This is a genomic window from Polyangium jinanense, assembly GCF_028435365.1.
In genome coordinates this window covers 136,654-162,553 of the sequence record NZ_JAGTJJ010000006.1, presented here as the reverse complement: position 1 = coordinate 162,553, position 25,900 = coordinate 136,654, and the positions used below count along the sequence as shown (strand labels likewise).

At 68.7% G+C, this 25,900-nt stretch carries 22 protein-coding genes; 14 read left to right on the top strand and 8 right to left on the bottom strand.

All coding sequences use genetic code 11. From position 1 onward, the window contains the following. Positions 1-15: 15 nt before the first annotated feature. The 5 genes from KEG57_RS15680 to KEG57_RS15660 all read right to left on the bottom strand — a co-directional run bounded on the left by KEG57_RS15680 (position 16) and on the right by KEG57_RS15660 (position 8,065). Positions 16-3,240 carry a PAS domain S-box protein gene (locus KEG57_RS15680; protein WP_272418844.1) on the bottom strand — a complete coding sequence of 1,075 codons (3,225 nt, stop codon included), beginning with the start codon at positions 3,238-3,240 and terminating at the stop codon, positions 16-18. Positions 3,241-3,421: 181 nt separating this feature from the next. After that, positions 3,422-4,012 carry an RNA 2',3'-cyclic phosphodiesterase gene (thpR, locus tag KEG57_RS15675; RefSeq protein WP_272418845.1) on the bottom strand — a complete coding sequence of 197 codons (591 nt, stop codon included), beginning with the start codon at positions 4,010-4,012 and terminating at the stop codon, positions 3,422-3,424. A 1-nt stretch (position 4,013) separates the two neighbouring features. Continuing rightward, positions 4,014-4,427 carry a secondary thiamine-phosphate synthase enzyme YjbQ gene (locus KEG57_RS15670; protein WP_272418846.1) on the bottom strand — a complete coding sequence of 138 codons (414 nt, stop codon included), beginning with the start codon at positions 4,425-4,427 and terminating at the stop codon, positions 4,014-4,016. A 56-nt stretch (positions 4,428-4,483) separates the two neighbouring features. Next, a complete protein-coding gene (locus KEG57_RS15665) occupies positions 4,484-6,682 on the bottom strand; it encodes a glycoside hydrolase family 9 protein (protein WP_272418847.1) in 2,199 nt (732 codons plus the stop codon). A 27-nt stretch (positions 6,683-6,709) separates the two neighbouring features. Then, complete coding sequence (locus KEG57_RS15660; protein WP_272418848.1) at positions 6,710-8,065, bottom strand: mandelate racemase/muconate lactonizing enzyme family protein; 1,356 nt, start codon at positions 8,063-8,065, stop codon at positions 6,710-6,712. A 75-nt stretch (positions 8,066-8,140) separates the two neighbouring features. On the opposite strand from KEG57_RS15660, the gene KEG57_RS15655 reads away from it, so the two are divergent. Further along, positions 8,141-10,060: a S41 family peptidase gene (locus KEG57_RS15655; RefSeq protein WP_272458586.1), complete on the top strand. Its 1,920-nt coding sequence runs from the start codon at positions 8,141-8,143 to the stop codon at positions 10,058-10,060. A gap of 4 nt (positions 10,061-10,064) precedes the next feature. Here the strand turns inward: KEG57_RS15655 and pdxH are convergent, their stop codons facing one another. Further along, positions 10,065-10,652: a pyridoxamine 5'-phosphate oxidase gene (gene pdxH, locus KEG57_RS15650; RefSeq protein WP_272418851.1), complete on the bottom strand. Its 588-nt coding sequence runs from the start codon at positions 10,650-10,652 to the stop codon at positions 10,065-10,067. A 109-nt stretch (positions 10,653-10,761) separates the two neighbouring features. On the opposite strand from pdxH, the gene KEG57_RS15645 reads away from it, so the two are divergent. The 4 genes from KEG57_RS15645 to KEG57_RS15630 all read left to right on the top strand — a co-directional run bounded on the left by KEG57_RS15645 (position 10,762) and on the right by KEG57_RS15630 (position 15,160). Next, positions 10,762-11,454 carry a phosphoribosyltransferase gene (locus KEG57_RS15645; protein ID WP_272418852.1) on the top strand — a complete coding sequence of 231 codons (693 nt, stop codon included), beginning with the start codon at positions 10,762-10,764 and terminating at the stop codon, positions 11,452-11,454. Between the two features lie 409 nt (positions 11,455-11,863). Further along, positions 11,864-12,802, top strand: a complete 939-nt coding sequence (locus KEG57_RS15640; RefSeq protein ID WP_272418853.1) for a hypothetical protein — start codon at positions 11,864-11,866, stop codon at positions 12,800-12,802. A 106-nt stretch (positions 12,803-12,908) separates the two neighbouring features. Continuing rightward, positions 12,909-13,088, top strand: a complete 180-nt coding sequence (locus KEG57_RS15635) for a hypothetical protein (protein ID WP_272418855.1) — start codon at positions 12,909-12,911, stop codon at positions 13,086-13,088. 17 nt (positions 13,089-13,105) lie between these two features. Then, entirely contained in the window at positions 13,106-15,160 is a 2,055-nt protein-coding gene (locus tag KEG57_RS15630) for a YncE family protein (RefSeq protein WP_272418856.1), read from the top strand. Here the strand turns inward: KEG57_RS15630 and KEG57_RS15625 are convergent. Both KEG57_RS15625 and KEG57_RS15620 read right to left on the bottom strand, forming a co-directional pair. Then, positions 15,157-17,499: a sensor histidine kinase gene (locus tag KEG57_RS15625; RefSeq protein ID WP_272418858.1), complete on the bottom strand. Its 2,343-nt coding sequence runs from the start codon at positions 17,497-17,499 to the stop codon at positions 15,157-15,159. The two genes, KEG57_RS15630 and KEG57_RS15625, sit on opposite strands and share 4 nt — an antisense overlap. Positions 17,500-17,681: 182 nt before the next feature. Further along, positions 17,682-18,368 carry a cell surface protein gene (locus KEG57_RS15620; protein ID WP_272418860.1) on the bottom strand — a complete coding sequence of 229 codons (687 nt, stop codon included), beginning with the start codon at positions 18,366-18,368 and terminating at the stop codon, positions 17,682-17,684. Between the two features lie 78 nt (positions 18,369-18,446). Between KEG57_RS15620 and KEG57_RS15615 the strand changes: the two genes are divergently transcribed. From KEG57_RS15615 to KEG57_RS15575, 9 genes are all read left to right on the top strand, one after another. Continuing rightward, entirely contained in the window at positions 18,447-19,874 is a 1,428-nt protein-coding gene (locus KEG57_RS15615; protein WP_272418861.1) for an FAD-binding oxidoreductase, read from the top strand. A gap of 10 nt (positions 19,875-19,884) precedes the next feature. Further along, entirely contained in the window at positions 19,885-20,415 is a 531-nt protein-coding gene (gene ruvC, locus KEG57_RS15610) for a crossover junction endodeoxyribonuclease RuvC (RefSeq protein ID WP_272418862.1), read from the top strand. A 78-nt stretch (positions 20,416-20,493) separates the two neighbouring features. After that, positions 20,494-21,219 carry an outer membrane lipoprotein periplasmic chaperone LolA gene (lolA, locus tag KEG57_RS15605; RefSeq protein ID WP_272418864.1) on the top strand — a complete coding sequence of 242 codons (726 nt, stop codon included), beginning with the start codon at positions 20,494-20,496 and terminating at the stop codon, positions 21,217-21,219. Between the two features lie 68 nt (positions 21,220-21,287). Continuing rightward, the gene (locus tag KEG57_RS15600) at positions 21,288-21,719 is read left to right on the top strand and encodes a hypothetical protein (protein ID WP_272418865.1); all 432 of its coding nucleotides are present in this window, start codon (positions 21,288-21,290) and stop codon (positions 21,717-21,719) included. 68 nt (positions 21,720-21,787) lie between these two features. Then, complete coding sequence (locus tag KEG57_RS15595) at positions 21,788-23,032, top strand: PrsW family intramembrane metalloprotease (RefSeq protein ID WP_272418867.1); 1,245 nt, start codon at positions 21,788-21,790, stop codon at positions 23,030-23,032. A gap of 163 nt (positions 23,033-23,195) precedes the next feature. Continuing rightward, positions 23,196-23,903, top strand: coding sequence for a response regulator (locus tag KEG57_RS15590; protein WP_272458585.1), 708 nt, complete (start codon positions 23,196-23,198; stop codon positions 23,901-23,903). Positions 23,904-23,996: 93 nt separating this feature from the next. Beyond that, positions 23,997-24,761, top strand: coding sequence for an energy transducer TonB (locus KEG57_RS15585; protein ID WP_272458584.1), 765 nt, complete (start codon positions 23,997-23,999; stop codon positions 24,759-24,761). 36 nt (positions 24,762-24,797) lie between these two features. Next, a complete protein-coding gene (locus KEG57_RS15580) occupies positions 24,798-25,499 on the top strand; it encodes a MotA/TolQ/ExbB proton channel family protein (RefSeq protein ID WP_272418871.1) in 702 nt (233 codons plus the stop codon). Further along, a complete protein-coding gene (locus KEG57_RS15575) occupies positions 25,456-25,899 on the top strand; it encodes an ExbD/TolR family protein (RefSeq protein WP_272418873.1) in 444 nt (147 codons plus the stop codon). Before KEG57_RS15580 ends, KEG57_RS15575 begins: the two co-directional genes overlap by 44 nt. Position 25,900: the final 1 nt, after the last annotated feature.

The window sequence follows — 25,900 nt, the reverse complement described above, 5'->3', positions numbered from 1 at the left end:
GAGAGCTCTCGACCTTCACGACAGCGTTCGTTTTCGATTCATCACCTGGGCGACGGTCGCGACGAACCCGAGCGGATCGATCGGCTTCGTCACGTGCGCGTCGTAGCCGGCCTCGAGCGATCGGGCCTTGTCCTCGGGGCGCGCGAATGCCGTCACCGCGACGGCGGGCAGATCGCCGAGCCCTGCGGCGCGGCGCGCGCGCACCTCTCGGATGAGGGCGAATCCATCCATCCCAGGCATCCCGAGGTCGCTCACCATCACATCCGGCTCGTTCTCGGGGTTCGCCAGCATTTCGAGCGCCTCGAATGCCGAGGCCGCCGTGATGACCTTCGCCTGGCTATCCTCCAGCAATCGCTCGACGAGCTCCCGCGCGTCTGGCTCGTCGTCCACGACGAGGACACGAATCCCCTCCAGGTTCGTCGTATCGGCGACTTGCGGGCGGGAGAGGCTCGGCCAGGGGTGCGAGAGCTCCTCGTGCTCGGGCCCCGGGGCATAGGCGCGCATCGTCGGCAGGTCGACCACGAATGTCGCCCCTTTCCCGAGCCCGGCGCTCTCCGCGTGCACGCACCCGCCGTGAAGCTCGACCAGGTGTTTGACGATCGAGAGCCCGAGGCCGAGCCCGCCATACCGGCGCGACGTGGACGAGTCGGCTTGACGGAAGCGGTCGAAGAGCAGCGGGAGAAACTCGGGCGTGATGCCTTGTCCCGTATCCGCGACCATGAGCCGCAAATGGCCATTCGACCGCGATAGCATGATGTCCACGCGGCCTTTCTGGGGCGTGAATTTGATCGCGTTCGCGACCAGATTCCACACGACCTGCTGCAGGCGATCCGGGTCCCCCATCACCGTCGTATCCGCTGGCTCGTACGTCGCGCGAAGCGCGATTCCTTTCACCTCGGCGGCGTGACGAACGGACTCGATCGCGGAATCGATCACCTTCGGCAGATCGACCCGCTGCACGTTGAGGCGCAGCTTCCCGGAGACGATCCGGCTCACGTCCAGGAGATCCGAGATGAGCTGTAGCTGCAGGCGCGCGTTCCGCTCGATCACGGACAAACCTTTTTCGACGTTCCCGGGGGCCTGCTGGGAGGTGCGGAGCAGCTCGATCCAGCCGAGGATGGGGGTGAGCGGCGTCCGGAGCTCGTGCGACATCGTGGCCAGGAATTCGTCTTTCATCCGGTTTGCTCGCTCGGCCTCGCTCCGCGCGGCCCGCTCGCTCACGAGGAGTGATTCGCGTTCCGCCTCCGCCGCCTCTCGCTCCGTGATGTCGCGGATGACGCCTGCAAAAAGCCTCCGCTCGCCCACGAAAAACTCGCTGACGGCGAGCTCGAGGGGAAACTCCGTCCCCTCCTTTCGCCGCCCGCGCACCTTGCGTCCGATTCCGATGATCTTTCGCACCCCCGTGCGCAGATAGTTCGCGAGGTACATGTCGTGCCCGCTTCGGTAGGGGTCGGGCATGACCATCTTGATGTTGTGGCCGATGAGCTCGTCCGCGCCGTAGCCGAACATCCGCTCGGCTGCGGGGTTCATCGTCTCGATCGTGCCGCGTTCGTCGATGGTGATGATGCCATCGACGGCGGTGTCCACGATGGCCCGGAGGCGCGCCGCGGCGGCCCGCGCCGCCTCGACGGCCTGTTTTCGTTCGGTCACGTCGCGCGTCAGATTCGCGAATCCGCGGAGCGCGCCGGTCTCGTCCCGCAGAGCCGTCAAGACGACGTTCGCCCAGAAGCGCGTGCCGTCCTTGCGAAGGTGCATCCCCTCGTCCTCGAAGCGCCCGTGCTTCGCCGCCAGGATGAGCAATCGATCCGGTTTGCCCTGCGCGACATCCTCGGCGGGGTAAAACTGCGAGAAATGCTGGCCGATGACCTCCGCGGCCGTATACCCTTTGAACCGCTCGGCGCCGGCGTTCCAGCTCTCCACGCGGCCCTCGGCGTCGAGCATGTAGATCGCGTAATCGCGCACGCTCTCGACCAGCAGGCGATACCGCTCCTCGCCCTCGCGCAGGGCCCGCTCGACCTGCCGTTGCCGCAGCGAGGCCGCCAGGATGTTCGCGATCGATTCGAGAAAGATGATGTCGTCGCGGGTGAAGATCCGCTTTCGCCGCGTGTGCGCGCCGAGCACGCCGAAAGGCCGGTCTTCTTCGCCGGCGATCGTCACGCTCATCCCGCTGACGACGCCGTGATCGAAGAGGAGCGGCGGCCCGCGGAATCGCTTCTCGGTCCGGAGGTCCTCCACGAGGATGGGCCCCTTCGATTGCAGCGTGTATCCGGCTTGCGAGTCCAGATCGGTCCCCACCGTCCCGTGCCCGACGAGGCCCGTCGCCCATCCCACGCCGGCGCGCAGCAGGAATCGTTTCTCGCCGGGCAACAATTCCAGGACCTTGCAGAGCTCGATGTCCAGCGTCTCGGTGACGAGCTCGACCGCGCGATCCATGAGGCGCTGGATGTTTCTTTCCACGAGCGCCATGTGCCCGAGCGCGGCCACGGCCGCCTGCTGGCGCGCCCGCGCGCGCGCTTGCTCTTCGGCCCGCTTCATCCCGGTGACCTCCAGGACGACGCAACCGACCGAGGCGACCGTTCCATCGGGCGCCTGGACCGGAAAACTCGCGGTCAGCCAATGCCGGCGTTCTCCGGGCTGGGCCGCGGTCTCTCCGCTGACCTCCACGCCCGCGACCGGCTCACCGGTCCGGAAGACGTCTTCCAGCGTCGTCATGACGGTGATGTTGGGCAGGATCTCGGCAATGGGACGGCCGAGGTGAGCCTCGACGGGCAGGCCATTGTTCGCGGCGAGCCACTCGTTGATGCGGAGGAATCGAGTTTCCCGATCGAAAAAGGCGAAGCCCACAGGCGCATGCAAAAACAGGGATTCGAGCTCGGCCGTGCGTCCGCTGAGACGCTGCTCGAGGGCGTCATTCTCCCGGCGGCTCGCCGCGAGGGCCCGGCGCATACGTTCGCCGAGGGTCGAAAGGACGAGGCCGACCGCGACGAACAGGGCGACGACGAGGCCTTCGAGCGGCTTGAAGAAATACGCTCCGGCGAGCGCTGCCATGGCCGTCGCGGCGAGCCCGGGGCCAAAACCGCCGTGCGCCGCGACGGTCACCCCGAGGACGAGCAGGAGCAGGAGCGCAGGAGCGCCCAGGACGGCCTGCAAGCTCAGGCAGAGCGACACGGCGGCCGCGGTCGCGGCGATTGCGACGCCGTAGCGGTACAGAAAACCCCGATTGTACATTTCCGATTTCAACGATGACGGCTCGTATTTCCGATCCGCCGTGATGGCGCGCCCCACCCGACGCGCTGGCCCTCTCCGCGATCCTCGTACGACAGATTGATTGAACGTACGATCTCGTACGACGACGAGCACGAAATTCGCGGGCGCGCGGGCGAGCTCCGGCGCGACGCGGCCGAGGACGTTCGGACGGGTATCAATGCAGCGGCGCCGGCACCCCGCCGAGCGGCAATCGCGCCACGGCCTCGTAACGCGCGCCCGCCGCCGAGAGTACGCTCTCGTAAAGCACGAGCTCTCGCACGTTCACCTCGCCGAACGATTCTCCGGCGAGCGCTCGGGCCGCGGCCCAGAGCCCCGCGTCCGTGCCGCCGAACCCGGCGCGGGCCAGGGTGAGGTGCGGCGAAAAGAGCCGCTCCTCCGGCACGTACCCGACTTCCGTGAGCGCCTCGGAGAGCTCTTTATGCACGAGCCCGAGCGCCGGCACGTCGCCCTCGACCCCGATCCACAAGACGCGCGGCTTTCGCCCGCCGAAGCACCCGGCGCCCTCGAATCGCAGCGTGAGCGGCGCGTGCCGGACCGCGACGCCTTCCACCTTCGCCACGACCGCGGGCACGAGCGATTCCTCCACCGCGCCGAGGAACACGAGCGTCACGTGAATGCCCTCGGTGCGTACCCATCGCGCCCGCGGGGCGTGCACGCGCGCCCGGCTCACGGCCTCGGCAATACGCGTGTGGCATTCGTCGCCGGGATCGACGGCGAGAAAGAGGCGCCTCGTCCCGAGGGCCACGTCATTCCCCCATGGCCTTGACCACCAGGCGCTTTCTGCGCTGGCCGTCGAATTCGGCGTAAAAGATCTGCTGCCAGGGGCCGAGGTCGAGCTTGCCTTTCGTGATGGGGACGATCACCTGGTGGTGGACGAGGATCGACTTGAGGTGCGCGTCGCCGTTGTCCTCGCCGGTACGGTGGTGCTTGTAATCGGGGCCGGCCGGGGCGAGCGTTTGCAGCCACGACCAGATGTCCTCCCAGAGCCCGGGCTCGTGGTCGTTCACGAAGACGCCCGCCGTGATGTGCATCGCGCTGACGAGGACCATGCCCTCGGCGATGTTGCTACCGGAGACGATGGTCTCGACGCGGTCCGTGATGTTGACGAGCTCGCGCCGCTGCTTGGTCTCGAACCAGAGGTATTCGGTGACGGATCGCATGTGCGGCGATCGTCGTCGCGCGGAGGGCGGGGAGCGTCAAGGGGCGTTTTTCGAACTTACTTCACGAACTTCGACAGCAGCCGGATGTACGCCACCTGGTAGCCGTTCGAGTTCTCGGTGACGGACCACGAGTTCAGCGGCCAGCTCGTGTTGAAGTCCTTGTACGACTTCTGCGCCGGCTGTCCCTTCGGCGGCGTGATCGTCTCCGACGAGCATGCGGCGTTGTTCTCGGCGCTGCCGCAGTTGTTCGGGCAGCAGCCGTCCCAGTCGTAGCTCGGGTTCGCGCCGCCCGTCAAAAAGCCCGGGGCCGGCCCGTACGTCGAGACGCCCACGCGATCCCATTGCGCGCTGCCGTTGTCGAACCACGTGTGATAGAACTCGTTCACGCTGTTCTCCGCGCCGACGTCGCCCATGTTCGAGAGGTAGACGAGCCCGAGCGGGTTCGTCCCGTGGATGTAATGGATGTACCGCGCCGCCGCCCGCTCCGCGGCCGTGTTTTTCGCCGGGTCGATGCCGTAGACGATGATGTCCTGGAACATGTTGCCCTGGTGCGACTTCGTCCCGTTGCTCCCCCAGACGTAGTCCTTCAGGGAAGCGCGATAGGGATCCGACTCGCCATTGATCGCCCCGAAGTTGTCGGTCCCGTTCATCGCGTCGTTGTAGGTGCTCCGGATGGCGGTCACGACGGCCTGCGTGGCGCCCGGCACCTTCGTGTAATAAAGGAGCGCGTCCTGCTGCTCGGCCTCGAACGGGTAGGCGTAGTTCCACTGGAACAGGTGGATCTGCGTGTAGTTCTGGTCGAAGAACTGGCGGTAGGTCGCCTTGTTGGTCGCGTGGAAGAGATACGCGGCGGCCTCGATCTTCTTGGAGAGACGGCCATAATCGTCCGTCTCCTGCTGGCCCGCGCCGAGGCCCTGCGAGCCGTTCGAGCTGTCGTTGTTGTTGAACGTGACGTTCGGGTTCGCGTTTGCCCAGGACCAGGCATTCTCGGCGCGCGCAACGAGATCGTCCGCATAGGCCGTGAACGCTCCGCCGAGCGAGCGGAAGACGATCGAGCCATACGCGAACGCCGCGGCGGCGCTCAGCGTGGACGAGGTGCTCGCCGTGCCGTACCGGCTCGGGCCCGTCGCCGCGGACGGCGGGCTCGCGTGCCCGACGCCCACGATGCTCAGCACCGAGCCGTTCGAGCTTTGCATCTTGATGAGCCAGTCCATGCCGAATTTCGCCTCGTCCACGACGTCGGGGACGCCGTTGCCGGATTCGGGGATCCCGTAATCGTCGGTGAACGCGGCCTTCGACTCGTCGTAGGCCATGAGCAGGCTGGTCACGTAGCGCGCGTGCCAGTTCGTGTACTTGTTGTAATCGCCCGCGTCGTACCAGCCGCCGGAGAGATCCCGCTCCGTCGACGCATCGTTCGGCGCATTGTAACGCCGGGCGTTCTTGTCCTGCCCCGAGCCCACGTGGCTCGCGCCGTCCGCCCAGCCCGCGCCCGCGTGCTCTGCGCTCTTCGCGACCCCGGCGCGTTGATAGAAGAACGTGCGCACCGCCGCCTTGAGCACGTCGCGGTACACGCTCGTCGCGATGCGGAACTCGTGCGAGCGCAGGTCCTTGCCCGTGTCGTGCACGTAATAGGTGCCAGGCGTCTGCACGGACGAAAAATCGAAATGCCAGGCCCGATCGCCCGACGAGGCGTCGACCATGCCGTTCTTCCACGCCGCCGGGGTCGCCGTGAGGACCTGCGCGCCCGTCTGCGCATTCACGAGCGCATACGTGCCCCCGGGCGAGAACGACTCCGCGGCGTCGAATCCAGTCTCCGGATCCCGGATCACCGCAACTTTCTGTCCATTCGGCAGATAGCCGAATTGATCAACGACGATGTACGGGGTCACGGGGGGCTTCACCTGGTTCATTCCACCACCGGCACCGCCGGCGCCGCCCGAACCGCCCGCCCCACCCGCGCCGCCCATTCCACCGGCGCCGCCCGAGCCCCCCGCGCCGCCGGAACCACCGACGCCGCCCATTCCACCGGTGCCACCGACGCCGCCCATTCCACCGGTGCCGCCAGAACCACCGATGCCGCCCGTGCCGCCGGTGCCACCCGTGCCGCCGGTCGCGCCCGCGCCGCCCGTTCCACCGGTCGCGCCTGCGCCTCCGCCGCCGGTGTTTCCCGAGGGATTCGAGCTCCCGTCGCTGCTGCAGGCGGCGAGCACGGCGAGGGAGAGCGCGGGAATCGAAGCCAAGAGCAAACGTCTCATGGTAAGACCTCCGCGCGCGATGGTACCTCAGAAGGGCGGCTCGGGAAGCTCGAACTCGGCGAGCGCGCTCCGGTCCTCGACCTCTCGTTTCTTGTTGCGCAAATATACCGCCTCGCGCCAGCCGTGATCGAGCACGGTCCAGGCCGCGAGCGTCGCCTTCGTGATCACGTCGATCCGCTTGCCGAAGCGCGCGACGACCTCCCAGTCGATCTCCACGCCGAGCCCCGGCTCGTCCGGAATCCGGATCCGGCCCTCGTCGTCCCGCGCGAAGCCATTGCGAAGGAACCGCGCCCATTGCGGCATTTGCCAATGGCGGTCGTGCGGCAGCTCGAAGAGGCCCCGCTCCTCCTGCGGGAGCAGGCCGAAGAGATGGAGGTTCACCGCAAAGCCGAGTCCGTTCGTCCAGGTGTGCGGCGTGTATCGAAGCGGCCGCGTTTCCGGCCCGCGGGCGGCGTTGCGCCGCCGGATCTCACGCACGAGCCAGCGGACGACGCTCACGCCGCCCGCATACGTGCCGCCCGCGAGCACCGCGTCGGGCTGGTAGATATCGAGGCTTCCGGCGTCGAGCATCGATCGGAATTCGCGCCACGAGGGCGTGATCTCGCCGCCCGCGATCGGGATCTTCGAGCGCGCGCGGAGCCGCGCGAGCCCCTCGTGATCGGCCCGGTGGAGCGGCTCTTCGAGCCAAGAGACTTGATACGGCTCGATCCTTTCGCTGAAGCGGGCCACAAAGTCCTCGTCCCAGCGCAGGCTCGGTTCGAGGAGCTCGACGGGCCAGCCGAGATTGGCGTCGACCATGAGCTCCATCGAATCGCCCGCCGCCTCGCGCGCGGCCGCGACGACGTCGACCATCTTCGCGAGCTCGTCGCTCTTCACGCGGATCTTGACGCCCGCGAAACCCTCGTTCCGGCGCTCGGTGACGAGCTCTGCCACGACGCGTGGATCGTGATCGTGGTTCGAGCCGAGCGAAGCATACGGCACGGCGAAGCCGCCCGTGCCGCCGAGGACTTTCCACAAGGGCTCGCGCCGATACTTGCCGACGAGATCCCAGAACGCGGCGTCGATCCATCCATTTCGCATGCCGAGGATCGAGAACTCCTCGATGCGCTGGTTCACGAGGCGCATGTCGAGCGGGTTCAATCCGAGCAGGTAGGCGCCGAGCAAGGCGCCGAGCGACTCGCGCTCGCGGCCCATCGCCGGGATCGCCGCGACGCCGTCGAGCCCCGCGTCGGTCACGAGGCGCAGGAGGTAAAAGCGCAGGTCGATCTGGTGGTAGCCGGGGATCCAGTTCGGTTCGAAGACGACCCGATCATCGAAGAACCCCGGCCGGTCTCCGGAGAGCGGGATCTTGACGTAGTAGAGCTCGATCCGCTCGATCTTCATGGTGGGCTCCTGCCTTTCCGGACAACGGCGGCTGCCCCTGGTTTCTGACACTTCTTCTTGGCGGCGCGCGGGCCCTTGGGCAAGATCCACGCGCTCGATCTCGTGCCTCGGAAGGTCTTCTTGCGCGTGTCCCTCGCCGCCCGCCTCGGGCTCCCTTTCGTGCTCCTTGCCTGCGGCAACGCCCCGCCGCCCGAGCCCATGCCCGTGCCGCGGCCGGTGCCCCCGGCTCTGCCCGGGGCGGCGAAGACGATGGCCGCGCCGCGGGTCGATCCTTCACGCCCGCTCGAAGGCCGCGCGCTCGAGAACGTGGTCGCATTCACGCAGCTCTACAATGACGTGCGTTTCTTCCATCCGAGCGACGAGGCCTTGCGGGCCGATTGGAACGCGATCGCCGTGGACGGCGCGAAACGCGTCGAAGGGGCCACGTCGGCCGAGGAGCTCGCGCAGATCCTCGGGGAGATCTTCACCCCCGTGGCGCCGACGCTCCGCGTCTTCCCGACGGGCCTGCGTCAAGACCTGCCCGAGGCGATCCTGCCGCCGAAGGACGGTTCGAAGCCAAAGATCGTCGCGTGGCGGCACGACGGGGTCGATCTGCGGATGGGAGTTCCGGTCTATCGGAGCGAGCGCGTGAACGACGCGGATCGGCTTCCGAGCGAGGTCTACGAGGCCGAGCTCGGCGGTGGTGTGTCGTGCCGGATGCCGATCACGCTGTATGCCGACGACCGCGGGACGTTGCCGCATGGAAATGCCGCGCCCTCCGAGCCGCCGCCGGGCGGCATTCCCCCGACGCTCGTGTATTCGCTGCGGGACCGGGAGACGCGCCTCGCCGACATCACGATCGCGTGGGGCGTCCTGCAGCATTTTTATCCCTACTTCGACATCGTCGGGACGGACTGGCCCGCGGTCCTGCGAAAGAGTTTGTCCGAGGCGGCCACGGCCCTCGACGAGCAGGGTATGGTCGCGGCCATGGAGCGCATGATCGCGAAGCTCCACGACGGCCACGGCCATGTGGTGCGGATGCTGAAGCAGCCCGAGGGACCGCCCATTCCCGAGGCGTCGACCCGCGGGTTCTTGCCGCTCGAGTTCGCCTGGGTCGAGGGGCAGCTCGTCGTGACGAACGTGCACCCGAGCGCGGGCGCCGAGGTTCGTCCGGGCGATATCGTGCTCGCGATCGACAACAAGCCGGTCGACGCGTGGATGGCCGTGTTCGAGCCGCGGACGTCGGCCGCGACGCCGGGCTGGAGGAGGCGCGTTGCGACGACGCAATTGCGCGCGGGGAAAAAGGGCGAGGTCGCCACCGTGACGCTGAAGCACCCGATCGGCGAGCCCGTGACGGTGCGCCTCGAGCGCTCGCTCGGATGGACGGATCGATTGCCGCAGGAGAAGAAGCCAGAGCCGGTCGCGGAAGTCGCGCCGGGGGTTTCGTACGTCGATCTCGAGCGGGTGAAGCCGGAGCAGTTCGACGCGGCTTTGCCGACGCTGGCGAAGGCGAGGGGCGTGATCTTCGATCTGCGCGGGGATCCGAAGATCGAGCCCGAGAAGCTCGGTCACCTTTCGTCGACGAAGCTCGTGGGCCCGGAATGGAAGGTCCCGCGGGTCGTCCGGCCAAACCGCGAGGGGATGACGTTCGAGGTGGAGCGGTGGTTCGTCGAGCCAAAGGCGCCGCGTATCCGCGGCCGGGTCGTGTTCCTGACGGACGAGCGGGCGATGAGCCAGGCCGAGACGTGGCTGAGCATGGTCGACCATGACAAGCTCGGCAAGATCGTGGGTGCGTCGACGGCGGGCACGAATGGGAACGTCAATTCGTTTGCCGTGCCCGGCGGGCTCGTGATCCACTGGACCGGGATGCGCGTCGATCGTTACGACGGCTCGCGTTTTTACGGCGTGGGCGTGCGACCGAACATCCCCGCGACGCGGACGGTGAAGGGCATCCGCGAGGGGCGCGACGAGGTTTTGGAGGTGGGGATCGAGGTCGTGACCGGAACGTCGAAATGACGGCTCAGGGATGGAGCCGCTCGCAGCGCCACCCGGCGCCTTCGCGGACGTAGACGAAGCGGTCGTGCAGGCGGCTGTCCTTGCCAAACCAGAATTCGATCCGGTCGGGGATCACGCGATACCCGCTCCAGTGCGGCGGCCTCGGGACGGGGCCGCCCTCGAAGCGCGTGGTCAACTCGGCGACGCGCGCTTCGAGCTCCTCGCGCGAGTGGAGCGGGCGGCTCTGCTCGGAGGCCCAGGCGCCGATCTGGCTGCCGCGCACGCGTGAGGCGAAGTAGGCGTCCGCTTCCTCGGCGGAGACGAGCTCGACGCGGCCCTCGACGCGGATCTGCTCGGCGGCCTTCGGCCAGTGAATGCAGAGCGCGGCGTAAGGGTTTTTCGCGAGCGCCTGGCCTTTGCGGCTCTCCAGGTTCGTGTAGAAAGAAAAGCCGCGCTCGTCCACGCCCTTCAAGAGCACCATACGCGCCGAGGGACGGCCGTTCTCGTCGACGGTGGCGAGGGTCATGGCCGTGGGATCGTGGTCCTCGTGGTCCTGGGCGCGGGCGAACGCCTCGCGGAACGCGGCAATGGGGTCCGATGCGGGATGACTCATCGCGGCGCAGCATAGGGGCCGGGTGCCCGTTGGAAAAGGGCGAAACGTCGCCCTCCCCCTGACAGGTGTGTCTCCCCGGAACGATGTGTTCGGAGGCGGGGAGGGCGTCATGATGTGGAAGGACCGAGAAGAGGCAGGCGAGCTGCTCGGGCAGCACCTGCGGGGCATCGGGGGGCTCGAGGGCGCGGTGGTGCTCGGCATTCCGCGCGGCGGCGTGGTCGTCGCAGCGGACGTGGCCGACGCGCTCGGGGGCGAGCTCGGCGTGATCGTGGCGCGCAAGCTGCGCGCGCCGCACCAGCCCGAGCTCGCGATTGGCGCGGTCACCTCCGACGGCTCGGTCTGGGTCGAGCCGCGCGCGCTCCGGGTGCTCGGCGTGGACCCGGAGTACCTCGAAGCCGAGCAAATGTATCAATCGGAAGAGGCGCGGCGGCGGGAGGCGCTCTTCGGCGGGCACCGGCCCTCGCTCGCCGGGCGGTCGGTGATCGTGGTGGACGACGGCATCGCGACAGGCGCGACGGCGATGGCGGCGCTGCGGGCCGCGCGGGCGGCGGGGGCGACGACGGTCGTGCTGGCGGCGCCGGTGGCCTCGCCCGAGCGGGCGGACATGCTCCGTGGGGAGGCGGATCTCGTGGTTTGCCTGATCGAGGATCCGAACCTCTATGCGGTGGGCCAGTATTACGAGGATTTCCGGGCCATCGAGGACGACGAGGTCATGAGCCTGCTTGAGAGCCACGGCAGGACGCCCTCGACGGAAAGGCGGACGTCGACGCGGGGCATGGCGCGTCGGCCGAGCGGCGCGTGAGGGCTCGCCTCGCCGCTCTGGTGGGGGTGCGGAAAGGAAATGTTCAGGAAAATGACGATTCGAAACGTGGGGGCCGACATCGCCCTTACCGTCATATCATTGCCGCGTCCGTTTTCCTTGTCGGGAGGGTCCGCAACCGGGTGCTCCGTTACACCCGAACGCTGTCCGGCGGCCCTGCATCCGTGGCGCACGAAACGCCCTTGACGCGGCGCTTCCCTGAACGGCGGGGCTGGGGTAGGGTGCGGGCCTTCGTGGAGGTCCGTCGATGAGGTTCGTTGCGCTCGCCGTGGTCACGCTCGCTGTGGCGTGGCCCGTCGTGAGCTACGCCGAAGCCTGAGGCGCTTGAAGCAATCCGAACCTGCCGGTCGGCGGGTCCGAAGTGCGAGCGTTCGAGCCCGGGAGGCTCGAAGTGCGCCTGGGTGCGTCCGGGCTCGCCGGTTCGGCGGGGCATCTCGCGGAGTGCCCCGACCTCGGGCCGGCGTGCGCCGAGACGCCGCCGCCCGTGCCGTACCACCACCACGTGGCGCTCTGGATGACGGACGTGACGGCGGACGTGTCGTACCAAATCACGCCGTGGCTCGCGGCCGAGGCGCGTTTGCTGCTGCGCGTCGTGGATACGTATCCCACGTACACGGAGCTCGATGGCACGCCGAAGCTCGTCCCCGACGACATTCACCATCACGATCGGACGATCGTGGGGCCCGGGGATCCGTGGCTCATCGCGCGCTTTTCGGGCAGCACGGGCAAGCTCTCGTCGGCGGCGCGGCTCGGACTATCGTTTCCGCTGGGGCGAACGGAGCCGGATCCGTATCGGCTCGGCGCGGCGGGGGAATGGCACGAGCATACACAGCTCGGGACGGGGACGTTTGTCCCCATCGTGGGCGTCGGGCTCACGTATGCGCTGGATCCCGTGGAGATTTCAGCCTCGGCGCTGGGGCTCTTCAGCGTGTACGAGAATGACCAGGGGTTTCGCGCCCCGACCCGCATTTTTGGCGGCGCGCGCGTGGGCGTGCCGCTGCTCGAAGGGAAGGTCACGCCGTATGCGACGGTGGATCTCGCCCACGAGAGCGCGGAGATCTGGAATGGCGCGTACGCGCTCGAAGGATTCAATGCGCGCACCGACCTGCTCGTCGGCGTGGGCGCGACGTGGGCGATCACGCCTGCGTGGAGGCTCGAAGGCAGCGTGCGGGCGCGGGTCTTGCGGCTGACGGACGCAGCGGCGTTCAATTATCCGGGAATGGCGCAAATCTCGATTTCACGTGCCTGGGATCTCGGCGGCGAAGACGAGGACGAACACGGGCACGGACACGAGGGCGAGGACGAACACGGGCACGGACACGGGCACTGAGCGGGCATTTCCACGGAGCGGGTACGCAGCCGCACGCCTAGCGCTTTTCGCCCTTCGCACCGCGTGCTCGCCGTGCTTCGCTCCGTCCGAGGAGGCCGAAAGACCCATGAAAGCCATGTCGCTCGTGCTCGTCGCCCTTGCAGCGCTTGCCCTCGCCGGTTGCGGAGACCAAGCCAAACCCTCGGCGGATACTGCCGCGGCGAAGCCCGCGCAGAGCGCCGCGCCGGCGGCGAGCGCCGCGCCCGCGGCCAAGCCCGCCTCGACGGGGGAGAGCGGCGGCTGGTAGGAATCGAAGCGCGGGTGATGCGCCGGCGTCTCGCGCTGCTCCTCCTTGGCCTCGCGCTCGGCGCGGGGTGCAAGCGGGAGGATCCGCCCGCCGAGGCGACGAGCGCAGCCGATCCGGATCCGCTGCCGGCGCTGCGCGCCTACGAGGCGGAGCGAAGGGCCGCGACCGATTTCGCGGCCCTGCCGCCGAGCGACGCCACGTTCGGCGCCGATCCGTACGCGCTCGCCGCGCTGCCGGGCGGCGAGCGGTTCGTGGCGCTGCTCCGCGGGCGGGACGCGATCGTGGTGCTCGACGCGTCGATGCGGGAGCTCGCGCGTTTGCCCGCGCCCGCTTCGCCGAGCGGGCTCGCGGTGACGCCCGATGGCCGCAGCGTGTTCGTCGTGGGCGAGCGCGACGCTGGCGTCCGGTGGTTCGAGATCCAGGAGACCGCGCCGTACCTCGCGCGGAGGTACGACGACCTGGTCACGAGTACGCGGGGGCTGCGGGACGTCGCCGCGGGGCCCGAGGGAGCGGTGTACGCGATCGAGGAGGACAAGGGGCGGCTCTTCACGCTCTGGCCCAACGTCCCAAACACGCAGGGAGAGGTCGCGACGATCGGCGGCGGGCCGATCCACGTCGAGCGCGTGGGCTCGTTCGTCGTGATCGACGCGCTCCACGCGCATGCGCTCGTGATCCGGCCCGTGGACGAGACAGGTCGCGTCCTGGAAGCGGGCGAAGCGCGCATCGTCCACGACGGCCCGATCTGGGGTTTTTCCGCGGTGCCCGACGGCGAGGGGCTGTTCGTGCTCGCGGGCGGCGTCGAGGATCGGCCGCTCGATCGGAAGGGCGGGTTCTTCGGCTACATCGACTCGTTCGTCTTCCTGTACCGCGTCGAGCGCGGCGCTGCGCGGCTGCTCTCCGCGGTGAACGTGGGCGAGCTCGGCGTGGTCACGCCGAAGGCGCTCGACCTCGCGAAGGAGAAGGACGGCACGCTCGCGGCGCTCGTCACGGGGTACGGCGGCGAGGCATCGGCGCGACTCGTGTTCGACGCGAGCGGGAAAACGCTCGCCATCCCGGCGAAAACGAGCCCCACGGTGCCGGGCATCCGAGACCTCGTGACGCTGCCCGGAGGCGGGTTCGTCGGGGCGAACCCTCTGCTCGATGCGTTCGTGCTCGTGCGTCCGGACGAACCACGCGAGACGATCGTGCCCGTCGTGGATCGGGGTGGCCCTGCGCCGCCGAGCCCGGAGGCGCGGCTCGGCGAGGCGCTCTTCTTCACGACGCTGATGGCCCCGGAGAACGGCACGGAGGACGCGCACAGCCGCTTCACCTGCGAAACGTGCCACTTCGAGGGCTACGTCGACGGGCGCATCCATCACACGGGCCGGGGCGAGGTGCGTGTCGTGACGAAGCCGCTCGTCGGCCTCTTCAACAATCGCCCGCATTTCTCGCGCGCGCTCGATCCGGATCTGTCCTCGGTCGCGCACGCCGAGTTCCGCGTGGCAGGCGCGGGGAGCGGGCATTCGCCTTGGTTTTCGCTCGACGCCCGGACGCATCCGGTGCTCGCCGCGCTTGGTCGATCGGAGGCCGAAGTCATCGAGCCGCTCGCGCTTCGCCGCGCACTCATGACGTTCCTCATGGGCTTCTCGCACCGGCAGAACCCGACGACCGTGAGGCGAACCTCGTTCTCGGAGCTCGAGCACGAGGGCGCGAAGCTCTTCGAGGCGCGCTGCGAGGGCTGCCACGAGGCGCGTCTCTCGGCCGACGAGAAGGGCAGTCGTGTGCCCTTCGACCGCTGGGAAAGCCTGATTTTCACGCCCGCGGGGCCGATCGTTTGGGGCTCGAACGAATACCGGAAGACGGGCGTCGTCCCGTACGTGCACGAGCGCGGCGCGCGTGTGCCGTCCTTGCGCAGGCTCGGCAAGAAACGCCCGTACCTGACGAGCGGCGCGGCGAAGGATCTCGCGGATCTGCTGACGCGGGCGCGCTGGGCCGCGGATGGCGTGTTCTTCCACGACGGCGCGTCCGAGGGCGCGTCGGGGCTCGAAGCGCGCGAGCGCGAGGCACTGCGGGCGTTCCTGGAGCTGCTCTAGGCCGCGTCTTCGAGCGGCAACGTGAACCAGAAACGCGTGCCCACGCCGGGCTCGCTCTCGACGTGGATCGTGCCGCCGTGCGCGCGCACGAGGCCGTCGGCGATGAAGAGGCCGAGCCCGGTGCCGGAGGCCTTGTTCGTCTCGGCGTGGAAGTACCGATCGAAGACGTGCGGCAGGTGATCACTCCGGATGCCCGGCCCGCTGTCGGCGACGTCGATGCGCACGCGCGCTCCTTCCCGCGCGAGGCGCAGGGTCACGAGGCCTCCCTCGGGCGTGAACTTGATCGCGTTGCCCACGAGGTTCCACAGAACCTGCAGCACGCGCTCGCGATCGATCTGCGCAAAGAGCGCCTCGTCCGGCAGCGACTCCTCGATCTGGATCCCCTTCGGCGTCGCGAGCGGCTTGAAGTGCTCGATCGCCTCACGCACGACCGCGCGCACGTCCTCGCGCCCGACCGAGAGCGCGAGCCCGCCCGTCTCGATCCGCGAGGCGTCGAGCAGGTCGCGGATCATGCGATCCATGCGGTCCGCCGAGCGCAGGATGAGCGCGGTCTTGTTCAGGATCCGCGCGTTATCCCCCGCATCCCGCCCGATCTGCGTGGCGCCGAGCTTGATGGCGACGAGCGGGTTTCGGAGATCGTGCGACACGATCGCGAGCAGGTCCTCGCGCGCCCGCACGGCCGCCTGCGACGCACGGTAGAGCCTATCGTTGTCCTCCCGCGCGCGTCGCTCGACGTCGTAGAGGCGCGCGCGTTCGAGCGCCTGCGCGCAGTGCTCCGCCACCGACTCCAAGAAGCGCTGCTCCGCCTCGTCGAGCCGCCGTGTCCCCGCGAGCGAGAGCCCGATCGCCCCGAGCACGCGATCGTGCGCGATGAGCGGGAGCGCCGCGAAGGCGAGGCTCTTCTGCTCGCGCTCCACCTGGCCGAGGATCGGGTAACGCGTGAGGAGCTCCTCGACCGTCGCGAGAAAGATCGGCTGGCGGGCCCGTACGACGTCCGTGAGCGGAACGCGCATCTCGAGCGGGATCACCTGGAAGGGCTCGACGATGTTGCCCGCATACCCCGCGGCACGCGCGACCACGAGCGCCCCGCGATCCTCGTCGAGCAGGCACACCGAGCCTGCATGCGCGCCCATCTCGGTGCGCGCCTGCTCCACGACCACCTCGGCCACCTGCGCGGTCGTGAGTGCGAGCGAGAGCCGCCGCGTGATCGAGTGCAGCCGCTTCGTCCGATCCATCGCCGCGCGCGCTGCCTGCGCCGCCTCGCGCTCGTCCCGCGTCGCTCGATCCGTCACCACGGCAAGCGCGATCCTTCGCGCGAGTTCCTCGGCGACCTTCACATCCGTGCTCACGACCCGCCGCTCCTTGCGGCTCGCCGCGAGCGTGAGGGCCCCGAGCGCTCGCCCCTGCCATACGATCGGCACGAGCATCCCCGCCGTGATGGTGACCGCGCGCAGAACCGCGAGCGCCTCGTCGTCGTCGATGGTCGCGGCGAGCATCGCGTCGGACGCCTCGGGCATGACCTGCGCCACGCCGCTGCGCATCACGTGCGCGAGCGGGCTTTTCGTCGAGTCGAGCGCCGGGCTCTTTTGCATGCACGGCTGCCGGAGGAGCGCCGACTTCACCGGGTCCTCGTGATCCACCGCGGCGAGCCGCGCGCCGCCTGCTTCGAGCAGGTGAACCAGGCAAAACCCTCGGATCCAGCGCGCTGCGCGCGAGGCCACCGCCGTGAGCCGCGACCCGAGCTCCGTCACGCTCCCGAGCGCTTGCCCCGCGTCGAGCAGGAGATCGAGCGATTCATCCACGCGGCCTCGCTCCTCGGCGCCGGAGATGCGCGCGAGACCGAGCGCGAGCGGCGCTTCGAGGGCGGCCATCACCCCGAGCTCCGGCGCATCCGGGACGCGCGTCTTTCGATCGTAGAGCTCGAGCACCCCGATGACCTCGCCGCCGAGGTGGATCGGGACCGCCACCGCCGTCCGGAGTCCTGCGGGCTCCGCGGCCGCGCGGCGCAGGAACAGCGGCTCGGCGGCGAGCTCGGGCACGAACGCCGTCGCGCCGCGCGCCCAGGTGAACCCGGGCAAACCCTCGCCGTATCCGAACGTGCGCCGCGACGAATCCGCCTCGAACGCGGGCGCGACGGGCCGATCCGGATCCTGCCACGCCCCGGCCCAGCGCAGCACGAAGGCCTCGCGATCGAGGCGCCACGCGATGGCCACCTCGAAGCCCGAGGTGATCACGGCCTCACGCAGGATCGATCGGATCGCGACATCGGGCGCCTCTTCGGAGAGGGCGCGCAGGGCTGCGATGGGCAGCTCGCGTGGCTCGACGTCGGCATTCAGCATGCGGAGGGAGGGATGGCATCGACGAAGCTGCGGGCCTTGCGAAGACGCAGCGCCCCTCGGCTACCGGGATCTCTTCCTAAGCTGGCCTTCTCCGCGTCGCAACCCGTTTCACCCGCCAACCGGTCGACGCGTGCCCGAATGCTTTGATCTGCAACAACTTAGCTCTGCCCGGCTGCTCGTCGTCAAGGCACCTTGGGGTGCAGGACGGCGATCGCGTCGAGATCGAATCCCGCATTCGGCGCCGCGCCGATGCCCTGGAGATCCCGGATGCGGACGAACCGAGCCTCGCCCACCCCGAGCTCCCCGAGGTCGAACGTATCACCTCCCGAAACGCTGGGATCGAGGGAGGAGACGCCCAGATCGCCGTTCGCGAAGACCGGCGAATACCCGGCGCATCCCGTGGGTGGCTTCGCGTCTTCCGCGCAAGGGAACGCGTGCCAGGTCTCCCCCTCGGCGCTCACGGAGACCTCGGCGAGCTCGGCGTACACGTTGTTCGGGTCGTCCGACACGTAGAACGGATTCTCGAACACCACGAAGTCCGGGCCTTCGCCATCGATGATCGCGTTTCCCCCGAAGCCGAGCACGATCGAGCCGCCTCGGCCGAGCGAGAGCACGTCGAGCCCGCCCGACGTCGTGCCGTTCCCGAGCGGCTCGCCGTAGACGACCTCGGGGAACCGATCCTCACCGAACCCTGCGTCATCGCCGGGCTCGAACGCGACCACGCACGACGCCGCTCGGGTCGGCGCGGCGTCCGCGGAGCAGCCGTACGGCTCGTTCGTGGTGCCCGCCTCGCTCGCGGGCCCCTCGTCCCCACACCCCACGCCGGCGAGGCCCAGCGCGCCCAGGAAGACAACCATGACGCGATGCACGGCCCCTCGATACCAGGCCGCACAGGGCGTGCAAAGGGGAGCGTCGCCGCGGCCCGAGATCCGTACTAGAAATCGATCGTGCTTCGTCGCGCGCCTTTCCCCCGACCCTCCGCAGCCGCCGTCGACAAGGCGCGGCGCTTGCTCGAGCGTGCCCTCGGGCCCTCGAAGGTGATCACCTCGCCCGACGGCTGTGAGGCGTACGCGGGCGACGAGTCCGATCAGGAGCCCGTGATCCCCGACGCGGTCGTCGTCGCCGAGACACCTGACGACATTCTCCGCGCGCTCGCGGCCGCAAGCGAAGCCGAGGTCCCGATCGTCCCGCGTGGCGCCGGCAGCGGCAAATCGGGCGGGGCGGTGCCCGTCGGCGGCGGCATCGTCGTCACCACGCTCGGCATGCGCAGCATCAAAGAGATCGATCGCGAGGAGCTCGTCGCGGTCGTCGAGCCGGGCGTGATCCTCGGCGACTTCCACGCCGCGGTCGAGGCCGAGGGCCTCTTCTATCCGCCCGATCCGAACTCGCTCAAGATGTGCGCCCTCGGCGGCAACCTCGCCGAGAACGCGGGCGGGCCGCGCGCCTTCAAGTACGGCGTCACGCGCGAATACGTGCTCGGCCTCGAAGCGCTGCTCGTCGATGGCACGCGCCTTCGCACCGGCCGCCGCACGGTCAAGGGCGTCACGGGCTACGACGTCACGAGCCTCCTCGTCGGCAGCGAGGGCACGCTCGCCGTCTTCACGGAGGCCACGCTCCAGCTCATCCCAAAGCCGCCGAGCGTCGCCACGCTCCTCGGCCTCTTCGACACCGCGCTCGCCTCCGGCCGCGCCGTCTCCGCCATCATCGCGGCAGGCCTCGTCCCGCGTTGCCTCGAACTCCTCGACGCGGGCGCCCTCTCTGCCGTCCGCGCCCGCGGCGTCCCTGTCGATGAACGCGCCGGCGCGCTCCTCCTCATCGAGGTCGACGGCGATCCCGCCTCGTGCGAGGCCGCGATGGAGCGCATCGGCGAGGCGTGTGTCGTCGAGGGCGCGCTCGACGTCCTCGTCGCACAGGACGCCGCGCAACGCGAACGCCTTTGGGAAGCGCGCCGTGCCCTCTCCCCGGCGACCCGTGCGATGGCCCGCTACAAGATCTCCGAGGACGTCGTCGTCCCTCGCACGCGCCTGCCCGACCTCCTTCGCGAGATCGATCGCATCAGCGAGGAGACCTCGATCCGCATGCTCTCCTACGGCCACGCGGGCGACGGCAACCTCCACGTGAACTTCCTCTGGGACGACCCCGACGCTGGCCCGCGTGTCGAGCGTGGCCTCGATCGTCTCTTCCGCGCCGTCGTTGGCATGCGCGGCACGCTCACGGGCGAGCATGGCGTCGGCACCTCCAAGGCCGAGTACCTCCCGCTCGAACAGGGCCCGGAGCTCATCGAGCTGCAGCGCCGCTTGAAGGCCGTCTTCGATCCGAAGCACCTCCTGAACCCCCACAAGATCTTCCCCCGCCGCGGCCACGGGGTCTGCTAGAACGCCCCGCGTGCGTGTCCTCGGCATCGATCCTGGCAGCCGTCACCTCGGGTGGGGCGTGCTCGAACGCGTCGGCACGCGGGTCGAGCATGTCGCCCACGGCGTCATCGACGTCGACCTCGACGGCACCTTCGCCGACCGCCTCGTCGACATCGACGACCGCCTCGGCGAGGTCATCGCAGCGCACGCGCCCTCGCACGCCGCGGTCGAAAGCATCTTTTTCTCCAAGGACGCGCAGAGCGCGGCCAAGCTCGGCCATGCGCGCGGCGTCGTCCTGCTCCGGCTCGCCCGCGCGTCACTCCAGACGTTCGAGTACCCGCCTGCGCTCGTGAAGCGCACCGTTGCGGGCAAGGGCGCGGCGGACAAGCGCCAGGTGGCCATGGTCGTGACGGCCATCCTCCGGCTCGGCACGCCGCCTCGGTCGGACGCCGCCGACGCCCTCGCCATCGCGCTCACGCACTGCAACGTCGTCGGTTTCCAGGCAGCCCTTGCCGCGTCCGCGCCCGCCCGCCCGCGTCGACGTCGTGCGAACGTCCCTTGATCTTGCATCGCCTGGGGGCGCCCTGCGTCCAACCCCGCGGCACCCTCGGTCCGGCCAACTACGCGGAACAGGAAGAAAATGATGCGTAAGGTAAGGTTCCTCTCGATCCCCTCCCTCCTCGCGGCGTGCGCGGTGGTCCCTGCTCTCCTGCTCTGCTCGACCGACGGCCACACCCAGGCCGCCGCGCCTGCCGCGCCTGCTGCGGCGCCTGCGAAGGGGCCTTCGGCCGAGGAGATCGGCCGCCGCGTCCAGGCGTTCTACGACTCCACGAAGACCTTCAAGGCCACGTTCGCGCAGACCTATACGATCAAGGTCCAGAACGTGAAGAAGGAGTCGAAGGGCACGGTCACCTTCGAGAAGCCCGGCAAGATGAGCTGGGCGTACGACGCGCCGAACGGCAACCGCGTCGTGTCCGACGGCAAGGTGATCCGCGTCTACGAGAAAGAAAACGAGCAGATGTTCGAGACGCCGGTCAAAAACTCGCAATACCCGGCGGCGCTCGCTTTCTTGATGGGCACGGGCCAGCTCGTGAAGGATTTCAACCTCAAGCTGCTCGACGCCGCGCAGATGAAGTTCGAGGGCGGATACGTGCTCGAGGGCACGCCCAAGGACGCGACGCCCGCTTACCAGAAGGTCCTCCTTTACGTCGACGCGCAGACGAACCAGGTTCGCCGCGTGCTCATCCTCGACGCGCAGGGCAACAAGAACCGGTTCGACTTCAGCGCGCCCGTCGTCAACCAGCCCGTCCCCAAGGGCGAGTTCGACTTCACGCCGCCGCCGGGCACGCGCGTCGTCAAGCCCTGAGCTCGCGACGTCGGAAAGAATGCAAGGGGGCGGAAAGTCTGGTAGATCGACAGGTGCTTGGAGGTGCGATGAACGCGCATAGCTGGATGGGTCGCGGGATGCTTTCGGTCGCCTTTGCGCTGCTCTTCGCGGCGTGTGGCGGCCCGCTCGAATACATGGCCAAGGGCACGCCGCGCGCGCCCGACGCCGACGCGAAGATCGTGGCCGAGGTCAACAGCAGCACGGTTCTGACCACCGTGAGCATCGAGGCGGAGCACCTCGCTCCCCCGGATCGGCTCATGCCGGGCGCCACGGCGTATGTCGTGTGGGCCCGCAAGGACTCGAGCAGCCAGTGGCAGCGCATCGGGTCGCTCGCGTACAACACGGACAAGCGGACGGGCTCGCTGCCCACGGCGACCGTGCCGCTCACGAGCTTCGAGCTCATCGTGAGCGCCGAGCAACAGAACGCGCCGACCTCGCCTTCGCCGCACGTGGTGATCCAGCAGAAGGTCGCCGACTGACCTCGCGCTCGCGGCGGCACAGACGGTAGGATGAGCGAACGCCCGGCCCTCGTGTCGGGCGTTCCGCCATGAACAACCCCTACGGACCGCCGCCCGGGCCCTACGGCCACGCTCCCTACCCGCAGCAGCAACCTCCGTATCCCGGCCAGGCGCCGTATCCACCGCAAGGCTACCGCGCGCCCCAGCCTCCCGTGACCACGGAGCCCGACCCGGACAAGCGCCGGCGCGCGGCGGGGCTCGCGATTTGGATCCTCGGCATGATCGCCGGCGTCGTGCTGAACATCCTGTTCACGCTGGCCGAGATCTTCCTGTCGAAGGCGCCGGGGCAGATGATGTCGGCGGTCCTGAAGGGCGCGCTCTTCGCGTTCCTGCCGCTCGGCTTCTACCTCTTCGTGCCCATGGTGCTCGATCGGTACGATCCCGAGCCGTGGTGGTGCCTCGCGATGGCGTTCCTCTGGGGCGCGGTCGTGGCGACGGGCTTCGCCGGCATGATCAACACGGGCGTGCACATCGTGTTCGCGGGCCTGTTCGGGCCTGCCGTCGGCAATTTCGTGACGACCGTCATGAGCGCGCCGCTCTCGGAAGAGTTCTTCAAAGGGCTCGCCATCCTGGGCTTTTTCTACTTCCTAAGGCGCGAGTTCGACGGCGTCGTCGACGGCATCATCTACGCGACATTCTGCGCGCTCGGGTTCGCGGCGGTCGAGAACGTCAGTTATTACGCCCGCGCGGACATGGCCGACCAGCTCGGCACGACCTTCTTCCTCCGCGGCGTCCTCGCGCCGTGGGGACACCCGCTCTACACGTCGATGACCGGCATCGGGTTCGGCATCGCGCGCGAGTCGAGCAAGACGTGGGTGCGGTGGCTCGCGCCGATCGGCGGGTTTTTCGCGGGTGTCTTCCTGCACGCGCTCTGGAACTTCGTGCCCACGGTCATCCCCGACGCGTTCGTCATCATGCTGCTCTTCTGGCTGCTCTTCGTGGCGATGTTCTTCTGCATCATCATCGCCCTCGTCATCCGCAAGGGCCGCACGATCCGCCAATTCCTCCGCGACGAGGTGCTGATCGGCAACCTGACGAACGAGGAGCTCGAGCTCGTCTGCTCGCCCGTCGGCCGCATCCAGTGCACGTTCTCGTGGCGCGGCGCCGAGGGGCGCGCGTTCATCCGCGCCGCGTCGCGGCTCGCGCTCAGCAAGTGGCACACCGCGCGCGCGATGAAGGGGCAGAAGCGCACCATCAGCGCCGATTTCATCGCCCCGCTCCGCCGCGAGCTCGCCACCTTGCGCGTCGCGCTCCTCGCCAAAGCTCCTCGCTGAAAAGCCCCCGACACATCGCATCCACGAATTCGTCACGCGCGGGACGCGCCTCGCCGTTTCGACACGTCGCATTCACGAATTCGTCACGCACGCCGCATTTCCCCGCCAACCTGCAACACAGGCTTCATCGGGTCGTAACAGGAAGAGGATAAACACGGGTGCGATGGCACGCATCCTGGTCGTCGAGGACGAGCCCGCGCTCCTCAAGGTGCTCGATTACAACTTCCGGCAGGCGGGGCACGAGGTGGTGCTCGCGGCGCGCGGCGAGGAGGGGATCCGGCTCGCGCGCGAGCGGCGCCCGGACGTCATCCTGCTCGATATGATGCTCCCCGACATCCAGGGCACCGAGGTTTGCCGGAGCCTGCAGCAAAGCGAGGAGACCCGCGAGACCCCCGTCGTCATCGTGTCGGCGCGGGGCGACGAGGTCGACCGCGTCGTCGGTTTCGAGCTCGGCGCCGTCGATTACGTGGTCAAGCCCTTCAGCGTGCGCGAGCTCCTCCTCCGGGTGCAGGCGATCCTGCGGCGGGTGAAGGCGCGGACGACCGAGCGGCGCGTCCTCCAGTTCGGCCGGCTGCGCATCGACGACGAGGCGCACCGGGTATGGGTCGACGGCGTCGAGATCGAGCTCACGTTGCTCGAGTTCAAGCTCCTGCTCGCCCTTTACGAGAATCGCGAGCGCGTTCAGACGCGCGGCGCGCTGCTCGAGGGCGTGTGGGGCATGGATGTCGATATCACGACCCGCACGGTGGACACGCACGTGAAGCGGCTGCGCGACAAGCTCGGGCCTGCCGGCGACTACGTGCAGACGGTGCGGGGGATCGGGTATCGATTCGGCGGTTCTCCCGATCTGTCCGGCTCGCATCCCGATTGAAAAATGCGCCATGCGGCGCGCACGTGAACGTTTCCCGACGTTCACGAGGTTGTCACGAACGATCGTCAAGGTGGGGGCCGAGGAAAGACGGCAATGGGCTTCGAGGCGTGGAGCGTCGGGGAGACCGATCCCGGGCGTGGCAAGAGGCTTCTCATCGGATACGCGACGGCGATTGCCATTTGCACGGCCGTCGGCGTCGTCGGGGCGACGATCAAATCGAGCGCGCCCGCCGTGGAAGAAGAGGAGGAGGTCGTCGCCGTCGAGCTCACGCCCACCGTGGAGCCGCCGAAACCGCCGCCTCCGCCGCCGCCCGTGGACGCGGCTCCCAAAGCGCCGGAGCCGCCCGGGCCGAAACACAAGCCGATCGCGGTGCCCGTGGAAGTGCCGACGGAAATGCCCAAGGAGGCGGATCCGAGCAAGGCAAAGGCGAGCGACGACGATTATGGCGAGGGCTCGGGTGAGGGCTCGGGCGGTACGCCCGGCGGAACGGGCACTGCAATGGCCGCAGCGCCTCCGCCTCCGCCCCCGCCGCCTCCACCGCCGCCGCCTCCGCCGCCCAAAGCGGCGGGACCCATCGTCCTCGGCGAGGACGGCACGCCGCCTTCGCCGATATCGAAGCCGCAGCCTCCTTATCCCGAGGACCTGAAGAGCCAGGGGGTCGAGGGCACGATCATCGTACGGTTTGTCGTGACCGAATCGGGAGACGTCTCGAACGTGACCGTGGTGCGAGGGGATCCGCGGCTCGCCGCGCACGTGGTCGCGACCGTGAAGACCTGGCGCTTCAAGCCGGCCATGGTCGAGGGCCGCCCCGTGGCCACGTATCAGAACGCAAGGTTCAATTTCAAGATCAAGACCTAGTTCGTCGGGCATTACCGTTCGACAAGGAGCAAAACCATGCAATTCGATCTCGCGCACATCTGGGCGAGCATGGGCCTCGTCTCGAAGCTCATCGCCTTCGTGCTCGTGCTCATGTCGATCGCGACCATCGCGGTCGTCGTCGAGCGGGTGATCGCGCTCGCGCGCATGAACGCCGAGACGCGCGCCTTCGTGAAGGAAGCGCAGCCGCTGCTCGACGCCTGGGATACGGAGGCGCTCCTCCGGGTCTCGGACCGATATCGACTCTCGGCGCTTGCGCGGCTCGTCTCCTCGGCGATGCGGCGGTTTCTCCGCGCGGAGAGCGAGGGTGAAGGGAATCTGACGCCGGTCGAGCTCGCGCGGCGCGAGGTCGAGCGCAGGCGCGAGGCTCTTTCGGCGGATTTGCGCCGTGGGCTTTCGGTGCTCGCTTCGGTCGGATCGGTGGCGCCGTTCGTGGGGCTGCTCGGCACGGTCGTCGGTATCATCACGGCGTTCCAGAGCATCGCGACGACGGGCTCCGGCGGGCTCGGCGCGGTGAGCGCGGGCATTTCGGAGGCGCTCATCGAGACGGCGCTCGGCCTCTCGGTGGCCATTCCGTCGGTGCTCTTCTTCAATTACCTGACCGGCAAGATCACGGCGGTCGAGGCGGCGCTCGAGCGGAGCGCTGGCGAATTGCTCGACGACATGGAGAACCAGCATGGGCGCGCAAGTGAAGAGCGGCTCCTCGAAGAAGCAGCCTGAGCCGGACATCAATATCACGCCGCTCGTCGACGTGGTCCTGGTGCTGCTCATCATCTTCATGGTCATCGCGCCGGAGCTTGAGCACGGCGAGCGCGTGGAGCTGCCGACCGTGATTCAGCCGGACGAGAACAAATCGAAGCTCGACCCGATCACGGTGACGCTCACGGCGCGCGGCAACCTCTTCATTGAAAAAGAGGTCCTCGCGGACGTGCCGGCGCTCGAAGCGCGATTGAAAGCGATGCACGGGACGGAGCCGGATCGGCGTGTCGTCCTGAAGGGTGACGCGACGGTGCAATACGCGAAGATGCGTGACGCGTTCGCCGCGTGTCAGCGCGCCGGCTACACGGGCGTCGCGCTCAGCGTGAGCCAAAAAGGCAAGGGCGCGGGGGAGGAGAGCTAGC

Bases quoted from the DNA above. Each gene is read 5' to 3' on its own strand.
- KEG57_RS15630 (WP_272418856.1), top strand. From the start codon at position 13,106: ATGCGCCGGCGTCTCGCGCTGCTCCTCCTTGGCCTCGCGCTCGGCGCG.
- KEG57_RS15645 (WP_272418852.1), top strand. From the start codon at position 10,762: ATGATGTGGAAGGACCGAGAAGAGGCAGGCGAGCTGCTCGGGCAGCAC.
- KEG57_RS15600 (WP_272418865.1), top strand. From the start codon at position 21,288: ATGAACGCGCATAGCTGGATGGGTCGCGGGATGCTTTCGGTCGCCTTT.
- KEG57_RS15625 (WP_272418858.1), bottom strand. From the start codon at position 17,499: ATGCTGAATGCCGACGTCGAGCCACGCGAGCTGCCCATCGCAGCCCTG.
- KEG57_RS15660 (WP_272418848.1), bottom strand. From the start codon at position 8,065: ATGAAGATCGAGCGGATCGAGCTCTACTACGTCAAGATCCCGCTCTCC.
- KEG57_RS15665 (WP_272418847.1), bottom strand. From the start codon at position 6,682: ATGAGACGTTTGCTCTTGGCTTCGATTCCCGCGCTCTCCCTCGCCGTG.
- KEG57_RS15580 (WP_272418871.1), top strand. From the start codon at position 24,798: ATGCAATTCGATCTCGCGCACATCTGGGCGAGCATGGGCCTCGTCTCG.
- pdxH (WP_272418851.1), bottom strand. From the start codon at position 10,652: ATGAGTCATCCCGCATCGGACCCCATTGCCGCGTTCCGCGAGGCGTTC.
- KEG57_RS15670 (WP_272418846.1), bottom strand. From the start codon at position 4,427: ATGCGATCCGTCACCGAATACCTCTGGTTCGAGACCAAGCAGCGGCGC.
- KEG57_RS15585 (WP_272458584.1), top strand. From the start codon at position 23,997: ATGGGCTTCGAGGCGTGGAGCGTCGGGGAGACCGATCCCGGGCGTGGC.
- KEG57_RS15590 (WP_272458585.1), top strand. From the start codon at position 23,196: ATGGCACGCATCCTGGTCGTCGAGGACGAGCCCGCGCTCCTCAAGGTG.
- KEG57_RS15595 (WP_272418867.1), top strand. From the start codon at position 21,788: ATGAACAACCCCTACGGACCGCCGCCCGGGCCCTACGGCCACGCTCCC.
- KEG57_RS15575 (WP_272418873.1), top strand. From the start codon at position 25,456: ATGGGCGCGCAAGTGAAGAGCGGCTCCTCGAAGAAGCAGCCTGAGCCG.
- lolA (WP_272418864.1), top strand. From the start codon at position 20,494: ATGATGCGTAAGGTAAGGTTCCTCTCGATCCCCTCCCTCCTCGCGGCG.
- KEG57_RS15635 (WP_272418855.1), top strand. From the start codon at position 12,909: ATGAAAGCCATGTCGCTCGTGCTCGTCGCCCTTGCAGCGCTTGCCCTC.